Origin of the sequence: Enterococcus diestrammenae (genome assembly GCF_049384045.1) — a bacterium.
GTDB lineage: Bacteria > Bacillota > Bacilli > Lactobacillales > Enterococcaceae > Enterococcus_C > Enterococcus_C diestrammenae.
In genome coordinates, this window is record NZ_JBMRGR010000012.1 from 56,275 (window position 1) to 68,192 (window position 11,918).

Below are 11,918 nucleotides of genomic sequence, written 5' to 3' on the forward strand. Positions count from 1 at the left end.
GCTCTGAAGTTGAGCAATAAGACGGGAGACAGAACATGACGCTTTTTGTCATGAGCTGGCTCACGGCTTATTGCCGAAACTTCAAGCCCTCGAAGCCATCCTGCTTAGTGTGCTGCTACTAATTTCCTTGCTTATTTCCCTTAACCAAACATAAAGTAACAAATCATCACGTTGATAGCGCCGGCGATCCAGCCCCAAGGGACCCCTGTCAGCATGAACTCTTTGGCACTCACCTTGGTGTAGTTCAACGCCCACAAGTTCCAGGACTGTGTCGGACAAGTCGAGAGGTTCATCGCAATCGTTGGAATGTAAATCAATGGGAATAACAAGCTGACTGGGAAAACACCCATCGCTTGCAAAATCCCGATCGTCGCACTCCCCGCACCAAAGACAGTCAAAGGTCCCCGGAAGAGCCCTAAAGGAATCAACACAGCAAAAGCAATACACAAAACTAGTGAGTTGGTAGGCACGATATCTCCCAAAACAGCTTGGAAGAACGGCGCAGCCACGCCAGAAGCTTTGTTAAACATCGGTAGAATAAACAAGAAACCTAGCAAGGAAGCCACATCGACGACCCCTTCATAAAATGTCCGGGTAATCAAGCGGGTCCCATCTTTGTAGTTTGGCAATTTGCCAGTAACGGCTAACGCATAAAGAGAAGCGACAATAAATGCTGGAATCGGTTGCCAATTAAAGCCAATAGCTAATAATACCGGAATAACCGGTGTCAATAAGGCATACACAGGAATATCTTTTTTTCGTTCAATCGCTGCGGCGGTGGCTGCCCAGTTGTAGGATTTTTTCTTGCGGAGACCAAAGATCAACATCAAAATGATCATTAAGGTTTGAACACCCATCGCAGCAAAACCAAATTTCAAGTAGTTCATATCGTATTGGTAATCAGTGAAGATCCCTTGCATCTGTTTGAACAACACGATATTGACATACATCCCTGACCCGACACTCATCAAGTAACTAGTTACCGCCAGTTTTTTGGGAACCCCCAGTGACATCAAGATTGGCAAAACGATAATACCGATAGCCACTACCGCCCCAGCACCAAAAGTCGAAGTGAAGATCAAAGTCGTGACTAACGATAGCAGAACCGTCGTAAATAGAGGATTCTCACCACTGAGTTCCACGGTTTTCTTGATTAGACTGGAAGCAATTTCCGTTTCAATCAAGATTCGGCCAAACCAAGAACCAAAGATGACAATAACCGCGGTGGCCCCCCAACTTTCCGGCCCCCCTTGGAAAATATTCAGCATGGCGTCGTCCCAAGTAAGTTTTCCCCCGAGAATCGAAAGACCAGCCCAGATGATTGCCATCACGAAGAAGCCCACCATCAAGTTGCCACCTTTAGCGGCAAAGCGGATCAATAGGAAATACGTGATTAATAAAATGATACCAATTGCAAAATCCATTAGTGTTTCCTCCTTTTTTTAAAGCCTGTCAATAGGAATTTGATTGCAGTAAGTTGTTTAGATAACGCTTTAACGGTGCCAAAAGTTGTAAGGAAGTGCTCAGTCGGAACAGCTTGCGCCTTACCAGCCCCCCTTTACCCCCTGTCCCCAAATCGGTAGGCTTTTCTGCCTCTGATTGTTTCACCAAACAGTGAATCGCTTACATTTAGCGGAAAGTTGACAACCGCCTAAGTGTTAGCGTCTGTCTTTGAATCTGCCTTTACTCCATATTGCTGTGTTGCGCTTTGGCACGTTCATTTGAAATCGCCAATTTTTGACTCAAATCCAGGCAGACATAATCCAAAACGATGTGCAAAGTCTGATCAAACAACGAGCTCAACAACTGAATCGAATGAAGACCATCCCCTGTTTTCGTTGCTCCGGGAATGATGACTTTGTTTTCCGTCACTTGGGCGAGAGGGGAAGCAGGCGAACTCGTCACTGCTACCACCGTCACGTCATTACCCGCAGCTTTTTGGGCTAGCGTCAAGACTTGACCCGTTTTGCCAGAACCAGAGATGGCTACCAGCACATCGCCAGCTTGAATCGATGGTGTGATGGTTTCGCCAATGACGTAAACCTCGCGACCGATATGCATCAAGCGCATAGCAAAACCTTTTCCTTGTAAGCCACTGCGCCCTTCTCCTAAAACAAAGATGCGCTTGTCTTGGGCCAGGATATCCACCAAAGCAGTCAGCTGTGATTCGTCCACTCCGTCGATGACTTGATTGATTTCCCCTAAAATAGTAGTGATCATCTGATTTTTCATTGTGCTTCCTCCATAAAGTTTTGCAAGGCTTGAGCGGGGTCTTCAGCTCCGGTGATTCCTGAGCCCACGATGGCGATTTCCAAACCCGCTGCTTTCAAAGCAGGGATATCGGCGAGTTGTAACCCGCCAGCCAAGGCGACTCGCTGAATTTCCGGAAACTGTTGCCGAAATGCGGCTACTTGTCCTGCCACATCAGCTACCCGTCCAGCATCTTTGGCAAAGTGCATCCCGTAGATGGCGTTGGGATAAGCACCGGCAATCGTGGCAATCCGTTCTTCGCTACATTCCAATAAATCAATCAGCATCTCTTTGCCAAATTCTTCTGCCACTTGATAGCAGACATCCAAGGTTGCTTTGGCGCCGGCTCCCATCACCGTGAGAATATCCGCTCCCGCTTCAAAATAGCGACGAAACTCATACTCCCCTTCATCGATGGTTTTGATATCCACCAACAATTGACCTGCCCGCGGAATCCCTCTAGTCTGGACTAAACATGCCAAACCAAAATCCTTCGACAATGATGTCCCCAACTCGATAATGTCAGCTGCAGCAAGTTCTTCAATTAACGTCACCGCTTTTTCCAAGGGTACCCGATCGATGGCCGCTTGGATTTTCATCTACTCCCCACTCCCTTCATAAGCTGCGATAAACTCTGCCAAACGCTGAGGCGTCGGCAAGTTCTCATTGTCAGAAATGTGACTGACTTGGATCGCGCCAATGGCATTGGCCCGTTTTAGGATTGCAGGCCATTCTAAGCCTTCCAACAATCCAGTGATGACCCCTACTGCAAAGCCATCGCCAGCCCCGACGGTATCCACGACTTCTTTTAATTTAAAGCCAGGAATGACTTCTTCCACCAAACCCGCTGCCGTTTTCACTTTGACATAAGCGCCAGCTGGGCCCAACTTGATGATGACCCCTTGCGACCCTTGCCCCAAGTAAAAATCGGCAATTTCTTCTTTGGTTTCTTTCCCGGTCAAACGTTGTCCTTCTGAAAGACCAGGCAACACGTAATCCGCCAAAGCCGCCATTTCATTGATGCGAGCCACCATGGTTGCTTCATCCGGCCAAAGCGTCGGTCGCAAGTTGGGATCAAAGGTAACGAGGGCACCGGCTTGTTTGGCATCGGCAATCAACTGTTTCACATAAGCGTAGGTATTTTCATTAAGCGCCATGAAAATCCCCGTCACATGTAACAAATCCACCTCACTAAAATCAATCGTCGGCGTCGGTGCATCCCCTAAATGGGAAGCCGCTGAACCTTTGCGGAAGTACACCACTTCCGGATCGTTTTCTTGATCTTTGGCTTTTAATTGGAAGCCTGTGGGAAAGGCCTCGCTTGTAAAAACTTGATCCGTGTTGATTTTTTCTGCCGCGATAAACTCTTTGATGTACGCGCCAAAGGGATCATTGCCTACTTGCGTGATATACGTCATATCATGTCCCAAGCGTTTCACTCCGATAGACACATTGATTTCCGCCCCGGCGATAAACCGATCATAGGCTGCTACGTCTTTCAAGGGGCCTTCTGTCTGGGCCACAAACATAATCATCGGTTCCCCAATCGTCACTACTTTTGCCATACTTTGCTGCCTCGCTTTCTTTGTTTTCACTCTCTTTTGGGAAAGATTCTTACCTGCTTTTATCGCAGGGCTTGCCGGAGTTTTGCTACTTCCGCTGCAATCTCAGCAAAAGCCATCGGGTACTCCAACACCACCGGAATCTCGGGTAATAAATACGACTGCCACTGCACACTGCCTTCATCCAACAAGGTGGTTTGCCCAGCATCATCGATATTTTTCAAATGCAACACCGTCGTCTGAGGAGCCAAGGTTTCATAAGCCTGTGCTAAATCTTCTTTCATCACCAACCAATTGCCCACATCAAAGGTATAACCCAAAGGTAACTCCGCTGCTTTGACTGCTGCCAAGGCCTCAGCTACTGGTTTGTAGCGACCATTGGCTTCGGTTTGATCATTTTCGATGGTCAAGTTAACTTGGTAACGTTGCAACAGCGCCAATAACTGCTCTTTATTGGCCAGCGGGATTCCCGCCAAATCACCAATATTCACTTTGACATTTTTCGCATGAAAAGCGGCTGCTTCTTGTAGCCATTCTTCCAACGACGGATTCAAGCCCGTCGCCGTAAAAAGGCTTTGCGGAACCGAATAGAAATACTGCCACTGTTTATGTGTACCGGTTTCTAAAAGTTCCAAAAAAAAGGTTTGCCGTTCTTCTGCCGCTACTGGCAGAAGCTCTTGTCGCAATTCCACCCCATCGATTGTCACAGAAGCCTGCGCCAGTTCTTGCACGAAACGTCGCTGATCGAAAGCCGGCTCTCCTAGCATGACGATGGTGTTAATTAAAATAGGCTGCATGTCATTTCGACTCCTTTTCGTATCCCTCGATTGCTTTTTAAGTCGGATACCATTGGACTAGTTCACACTTCCAAGTCCAATCGGTATCCTTTACGACTTAGTCCACCAATTACAAATGAATCCTGGGCTTAAATTGACTTGCCTTGAAAAATCGATGCCGCAATCTCCAGCCGTCCCGCAAAGGCCTCGCCATTGATAGCTTCTAGTAAATACTCTAGCGATTGACGGCCAATCTCAGCAGGTTGTTGGTGAATACTAGTCACCGTGGGGGTCAATAAGTCGGCCCAAAACCAATCATCAAATCCAGTGAGTCCGATTTCTTCTGGATAGCGAATCTCACCTTTTTTGCAGGCAGTTACCAACTCCTGCAAAACATTCCCGTTGGCGCCAAAAAACATCGTCCGGCCGTTGATTTCTTGGCGAATTTCCTCTGGTGTGATGCCACGCCCAATCGGTGATTCGATCAACTTCAGCTCCATCTTAGCTTCAAAGGCCGTCAGCATCATGGCATCGTAGCGGTGTTGCCGCACGGTTTGTCCACATAAAGGATGGGTGACATGCACTAGCTTGTCATAGCCTGCTGCCGCGATTTGCTGCCCTAAGCGACGCGTCACGGTAAAGTTATCCGTCACCACACTTGGCAAAGGGACCGTTTCTAAATAACGGTCAATCAAGACTACCGGCACTTGCAACGTGGTCAAAATCTCATAAGGAGAATCCGCTCGTCCCACCGGTTGCAAAATCAATCCGGCGATATCCTGACCAGCCAATTCCTTCAAAGCATGGGTCTCTTTTTCTAAAGAGTTATCCGTGCTCATCACCACTAGCTGGTACTTGGTATCGGACAGGGCATCTTGCACGGCTTTGATCAAATACATGGTATAGACATTTCCGATATCGGCTACGATCAAGCCGATCAAATACCCCTGCTTAGACTTTAGGGAACGAGCCTGCTTGCTTGGTACATACTCAAGCTCAGCGATTACTTGCTCAATTTTATTACGCGTCTCTTCTGACATGTACTGGTACTTTCCATTTAAAAAGCGCGAAACTGTCGTCTTGGAAACCCCTGCCGCCATTGCCACATCTTGAATCGTAATATTATTCATCAGGGCACTCCTTCTCTCGGCAACGAATGACGAAGCGCAAGAATAATAAGCGTTCGTTTTAGAAACCGATTAACTAACTATATAGTAAACGCTTACAGACGATGTGTCAATAGAAAACCGATAAAAATGCTAATTTTTTTCACGAGCATTGACCGTATTCCGATTCTAAAGCATTTTTCGATGTGTACCGGTTACTACACTTTTTATCATTACAGGAAAGAAGGCTTATCTGACAGTTCTCATACCGTGTTTTCTCATATTCTTTGTTATAATAAAAGTAAACACTAATTTGTCGATTCAGTTTCGACCTAGGAGGAAAATATGAAAAAGTTGGTTCTTTTTTCGGTAGGCTTGTTGCTTACCATGTCTAGCACCCCGTTGGTCACGGTGGCTGCGACAACAAACACAAGCACGGCAGAAACCGTAGTCGCTTCTCCTTTGACAGCTAATCCCTTAGCCACCTCTTCAGCAACTACGGAAGACATCAGTGAGGACAGTGACTTGGCGCCAGAGGACACACAAACAACAACTGCCACCAAAGAAAACCCACCCGCCTCAGAAAGTAGCTCCAGTTCCTCAGATTCTACAAGCGCCACGACGCCAAGCTCCGAAGCGGACGCCAAGGATACGCCACCTACAACAGCGGCTGAGCCCTCTGATACAAGCGTGGATTCCACAACAGCCACCGATCCTAGTGATACCGGCAATACCAGCAATACCGGCGCGTCCACTACTGGCACAGAGCCATCAGCAGCTGACACGACTGACTCAGCAGACGCCTCAGCGACTCCTACTACGCTAACCCCTAGCAGCACTAGTACTAGCGATTCGCCCGCTACGACAGCGCCACAGCTGACTTGGAATGAACGTCAGGACTACCTCACTGTCACCCAAGCCGACCAACTCTGGCAAGATGTCGCAATGACACAAGTCGCCACGGGTATCAGCGCTGGTACCACCTTGAAGATTCTGCGTAGTACCCAGCTACCCGATCAAGCCCAGCCACTCCTAGAACTTAGGACTGCCAAAGGTCAACTGCTTTATGGTTGGGAAACTTGTGGCAAGCTAGCCCCTGATGCATTTGGTGCCGCCACTGCTCAAACAGGTTATTTGGTGATTACCAACAGTAGCGCCCGTATTTTGCAACAAGCAGCTGGTAGTAAATTCCTACCAGCAAAATCTTACCTCAACGCTACCTTAACCATCAAAGCGCAGGCTCGTCATTATGATGGCACTGACTATTATCAAGTAGCAAATAGCCACAAAATATTGGGCTGGCTTCCCAAAAAGGCTGCTAAACTCACCAACGCTCAAGGAACATTCCGTGAGATGCATCGTTACTTACACCTAAAAAATAGCAAAAGCACCCTTTACACTGGCTTCACCTTTAAAACCAAAAGCAACCAGAGCTACTTAAACCGCACCCTCCTAGCCAAAGGTGCTTATTACCACGCCAATGGCAAAAAATATCTCAGTCTCTACGAAAAGCGCAACACGCAAGAAGTCTGGGTAGGCTATGCCTTAGAAACAGCCGTCAGTTATAGCAGTGGCGCCCAAGGAAATTACCTGACAGACGGCCGCTATGCTACCATCAAAAGTGGCAACTACAGCATCTGGAGCAGTTTCAAATGGACCCAAAAACGCACCTCGAAATCCGTTCTCGGCAAAACCTATCGGGCACGGGGCCGCTATCGCCATTATAGCGGTGCCACTTACCTCAGCCTTTACGACAACAAAGGCGTCTGGATTGGCTACATCAATGCGACCGCCGTCAATTTAAAAAACGGGCCTCAAGGTAGCTGGCAAGCCTACAACAAATACGTCACCGTCACCAGCAAAGGCTACAATCTCTGGAGCAATTTCAACTGGTCGGTCAAGCAATCCGCCAGCCAGCTCAAAGGCAAAACCTACCTCGTCAAAGGCTTGTATCGCCACTACAACGGTGCCACCTATTACAGCCTTCACGATAAAAACGGCAAATGGCAAGGTTACCTCAATGCCGGCGCTGCCAAAGTCGCTAAAGGCAAACAAGGCATCTGGCAAAAAAGCGGACAACAAGTGATTTTAACCAAGCAAAACCAACCCCTTTGGCAAAACTTCAGCTGGCAGAAAAAAGCTAGCAGTACCCAATACCGGAGCAAACTCTTCACCGTCAAAGGCTACTACCAACATTACAACGGCTCCCGCTACCTTTCGTTACACGACAGCAACGGCAAATGGTACGGCTATATCAACGCCTCAGCCACCAAAAAAGCCGCCTCTTCAGCTGCTAAGCTGAAAGAAGTCCAAGCCTTGCTAAATAAGAAATACAAAAATGCCAATATCGGCGTCCACGTCATGAGCCTGACAGACGGCCAAACCGCCCAAGTCAACGGCAGTAAAACCTTCATGGCCGCCAGCACCGGTAAGCTGCCTGTCTTGTATTACACGCAAAAACTGATCAATGAGAAAAAACTTGATCCCAATAAAAAATATACCTACACGGACAAAATCAATACCATGAGCCTCTCCTATATGCGTGGAGGCGCGGGGATCCTGCAAGGCAAAGCATACGGCAATAAATACAGTCTCGACACCATCATGAAATGGACTTGCCAATACTCCGATAATCAAGGCGCAAACTTCCTTGGCTATTACGCTGCCAACAAATACGATCAAAAGATGAAAAATGAAATCAGCCGTATCTTAGGGCGCAAGTGGGATCGCTTCCGCTATGTCACCGCCAAAGAAAACACCCTCTTACTAAAAGAGATGTATCACAACGGCGGCCAAGTGCTAAACTATCTCTCCCACACCACCTACGACAGCCAGCGCCTACCGAAATACCTGCCCGTCCGAGTCGCCCACAAAATTGGCGACCTCTACGGCTACGCCCACGACTGCGGAATCGTTTATACGAAAGAACCTTATGTGATTTCGGTGATGACCAATCAAATCGGCTATGAAACGATTTCTAAGATTTCCAAAGACGTGTATGAGATTATGAAGTGAGAAAAGTGCCACCCTCGGTAAGTTGGATGACCGAGGCGTGGCACTTTTCTGTTACTAATAATCCCATATATTCGTATGATAAAATAAAAGATTTCAATGCTTGAATTTCAAGATAAAAACTTTACGTTGAATACGACTATACAGCTTTATGGGTCAGTTTCTCTCTTTTTCCCCCGCCCCCATCCGAATCCAATGCCAATCCTGTTCCAAACGGTATTGCCCACCTGAGTCATCCATCTTTTTTTCCCCTTGATGTAACTTGCGGTAATCCCGTGGCGTCATGTCGAAAAATTTGCGGAAAGTACCAGCAAAGTGTTGGCGACTATTAAAGCCACATTGGAGGGCGATTTCGACTAAGGGCAGATCACTCGTGGTTAACAAATAACAGGACAGTTTGATGCGTTCCCGATTGATATAGTCATTGACGGTAATATTTAGCTGCTTGGAAAATAGCAAGTGTAGGTAGGATTTATTGATGCCAATCGCTTCGGCAATCTGCTGCACTCGCAAGTTTTCCGTCAAGTGCTCCCGGATGTACTTCAAGGCAGCATTCAAGTGTTGACTACCCTGGGGTTTTTCATCACTATTTAGACAATGACACAGCTCCAATAACATGCGATTAAATAACAGCTCTCCAGTATAAGCCGTCTCCTCATCCCAACCGGCTTGAGGTGGATAGGTGGTCAGCAGATGGATCAGCGCCTTGAGGCTACTGCTCAAACTACGGCTGTCTTTTGCCACTAGGGGATATTTTTCCGGGTGACGACAAAGCTGTTGAAAACTCTCGGAAACCTCAGTCGCCCGGCAAATCGATAGACTGTCTGAGGCAAGATTTGGTGTAGGCAAGAACTCAAGATTCAAAAGATTGCAAGGCTCGGTTTCCTTGATGGTCAGCTGGTGTCGGATATTTTGGTCAAGAAAGACAAACTCATTGGGATGCAGCTCGACTTCGGTTTCCCCTACCAACACCTGGCAGTGGCCTTTCGTCACCAACATAATCTCACAAGCCTCATGATGATGAGGCGCCATGGAAAATTCTCTCAATGAAATCGCATAAAAAGCCGTGATGCGAACACTTTCTTGTTGTGGTGTAAAGAGGGTCATCTTTTTTCCTTTCTCTCACAAACAGATACGATGGTTTACAGTTGTCATTTTACTAAGGCGAGGATTCTTTCCTTAGTTTACCACTGGAAAAATCAATAAAACACTATAAAAAATAGACGTCAGATAAGTTTCTGGCGTCTATTTTCAGCTACTTCCAAATCGTCACATGGTTTTCCCCACCTTGCAAGTGTTGCAAAGGCCCACAAATTTGTTGAAAGGCTTGGTCCAAAAGGTCGGTGTCGATGACTACTGGACGACCATCGGGATTTTCGTATTCCCCATCTGTCAGACGAGTGCGGGGCAAACTAGCGCTTGTTTGCCTTTCGACTTGGTGTTGGCGGAAGTTTTCTGGCAAAGTAACCGACAGTTGAACAGTCCCTTCATCGTCTCGGCAAATCTCCAGTTTAGTAGCAAAGTCCGTCATCAATACAGGCTCCGTTTCCTTCTCAAAGGCCGTGGCTCCAGCCAAATAAAGGTTATTGCCAATGTAGACCGGTTCTTTGATTTGTTGGAAACGTTCCACATCCACTGGACCATAGGATTGGACCTCATCGATAAAGGCTTGCAAAGAAGTGGGATGGCCGTCGTATTTACTTGTCCCTACATAATCAGCATCCGGGCGTCCAATGAAGAGGTTATTATACCAGCGATCATCCCCACCATAAACCACGGCATAGCCTTTGACTTTGGTGCTGTGGGGCAGATGATAAGGCGTAGCTCGATCCCGTACATCCTCCCAATCGATGTTGCCGGCGATCAAATTATTGACATAGGCTCCCCCTTGAGAGAAATTCCGCAGAGCAAAGCGCGAACCGAAGACATTATTAGCCACTAAGTAGGGACCGTGACTGACTTCTACAAAGAAATCCAGCCCATTATCGTAGTAGATATTTTTGGTAATCTGGGTACCTTGCGTTTGCCAATCCAACCAAGTGCCGCAAGAACAATCATGGATATGGTTGTGGCAAATTTCTACGTCAATCGCGGCATGAAGCTTGATTCCTGCGATTTCCCAGCCACGGTACTCCCGTTTCATGGAAATATCGTGGATGTGGTTGTCATAGATTTTCGAGAAAACACAGCCTAAGTGACCGACAATCCCATTTTGACCGCAATCGTAAATCTCGTTACGGCGGATAGTATGGCTGCCGATACGCTCTTTGCTCCAGCCTTGGTCTTCGGCGGTAAAGACGGATTCCAACTGATAGGTGTAACCCGGTTTATCTTTCCGACGACTGTAGTAATTATCCCCGGATTCCGCAACTTTCCCGAGACTGATGGCCGAACATTTGGCATCATGAAGCAGGTTATCCTCCATCAGCCACCCGCGACTCCAACGCGGTCCCACCATTCCCGGTTGATCACCAGAAGGAGGGGCCCATTTGCAGGCAGCTTGACTGATTTCAAAGCCTCGCAGGACGATATAATCCATGCCATTGGTTTCTGGATAGAAACACGCTGGTCGCACATTGATTTCCACGAGGGCTTCGGCAGGATTCACCTCTTGAAAATTAGCGTAAATCGTCGTGTTATCCTCATCCACCTCGGCATACCAGGTGTATTGAAGCCTTTCGGGATAGCGCTCGGCCACATCCACAAAGACGAAAAATTCTTCCACCGTTGCTCGTGAGACAGGCGTGTGGACACCCGCCAGACTAGTGGCTTCGTACATCGCTTGGCCGTTGAGGTAGACCTCTCCCAGATGGGCGGCGCGGGTGGTTTCCGTCATCCAGTCACCCCAGACTACTTCTTTATATGGATTGAACTCGCCAAAGAAGGTGTTGGGGATGACTGCTTGATAGACACTCCCTGTGACTTGTTCCCATTGGCTAATGATTTCTGAGCCTTTGATCTGCACTTTTTCGCCGGGAGCCGCTTGATAAGTAATGGGCCGAAACTCGCTGATTCCCGCTTGCCGAGGCCGGACCCATTCCCGGTAGATGCCTTCGTGAACCAAGACAGTGTCTCCTGCTTGAGCGACTTCTGCCGCTTGTTGAATCGTCAAAAACGGGGCCGCCGAGGTACCTGGATTGGACAACCTGCCATTTTTCGCAACATGATAAGTTTGCATAGGATCTTCCTCTTTTCGTCTAAACATGATTTTG

Annotated in this window: 9 protein-coding genes; 1 reads left to right on the top strand and 8 read right to left on the bottom strand. The window is 47.6% G+C overall.

Annotation, left to right across the window (positions count from 1 at the left end):
* Positions 1-140 precede the first annotated feature (140 nt).
* From ACO03U_RS09430 to ACO03U_RS09455, 6 genes are all read right to left on the bottom strand, one after another.
* Positions 141-1,424 carry a gluconate:proton symporter gene (locus ACO03U_RS09430; RefSeq protein ID WP_204686748.1) on the bottom strand — a complete coding sequence of 428 codons (1,284 nt, stop codon included), beginning with the start codon at positions 1,422-1,424 and terminating at the stop codon, positions 141-143.
* Positions 1,425-1,683: 259 nt separating this feature from the next.
* The gene (gene hxlB / locus ACO03U_RS09435) at positions 1,684-2,232 is read right to left on the bottom strand and encodes a 6-phospho-3-hexuloisomerase (protein WP_423104650.1); all 549 of its coding nucleotides are present in this window, start codon (positions 2,230-2,232) and stop codon (positions 1,684-1,686) included.
* Positions 2,229-2,849 (bottom strand): orotidine 5'-phosphate decarboxylase / HUMPS family protein, encoded by a 621-nt coding sequence (locus ACO03U_RS09440; RefSeq protein WP_204686747.1) that lies wholly within the window; start codon positions 2,847-2,849, stop codon positions 2,229-2,231. Before ACO03U_RS09440 ends, hxlB begins: the two co-directional genes overlap by 4 nt.
* Positions 2,850-3,815, bottom strand: a complete 966-nt coding sequence (locus ACO03U_RS09445; RefSeq protein ID WP_204686746.1) for a sugar kinase — start codon at positions 3,813-3,815, stop codon at positions 2,850-2,852.
* Positions 3,816-3,874: 59 nt separating this feature from the next.
* Entirely contained in the window at positions 3,875-4,609 is a 735-nt protein-coding gene (locus ACO03U_RS09450; RefSeq protein ID WP_204686745.1) for a TIM barrel protein, read from the bottom strand.
* A 128-nt stretch (positions 4,610-4,737) separates the two neighbouring features.
* Positions 4,738-5,718: a LacI family DNA-binding transcriptional regulator gene (locus tag ACO03U_RS09455; protein WP_204686744.1), complete on the bottom strand. Its 981-nt coding sequence runs from the start codon at positions 5,716-5,718 to the stop codon at positions 4,738-4,740.
* A gap of 321 nt (positions 5,719-6,039) precedes the next feature.
* On the opposite strand from ACO03U_RS09455, the gene ACO03U_RS09460 reads away from it, so the two are divergent.
* Positions 6,040-8,709: a serine hydrolase gene (locus ACO03U_RS09460; RefSeq protein ID WP_204686743.1), complete on the top strand. Its 2,670-nt coding sequence runs from the start codon at positions 6,040-6,042 to the stop codon at positions 8,707-8,709.
* Between the two features lie 153 nt (positions 8,710-8,862).
* Here ACO03U_RS09460 and ACO03U_RS09465 read toward each other — a convergent pair whose 3' ends face one another.
* On the bottom strand, positions 8,863-9,813 hold the full coding sequence (locus ACO03U_RS09465; protein WP_204686742.1) for an AraC family transcriptional regulator: 951 nt from the start codon (positions 9,811-9,813) through the stop codon (positions 8,863-8,865).
* A gap of 148 nt (positions 9,814-9,961) precedes the next feature.
* Complete coding sequence (locus tag ACO03U_RS09470; RefSeq protein WP_204686741.1) at positions 9,962-11,884, bottom strand: right-handed parallel beta-helix repeat-containing protein; 1,923 nt, start codon at positions 11,882-11,884, stop codon at positions 9,962-9,964.
* Between the last annotated feature and the right edge of the window lie 34 nt (positions 11,885-11,918).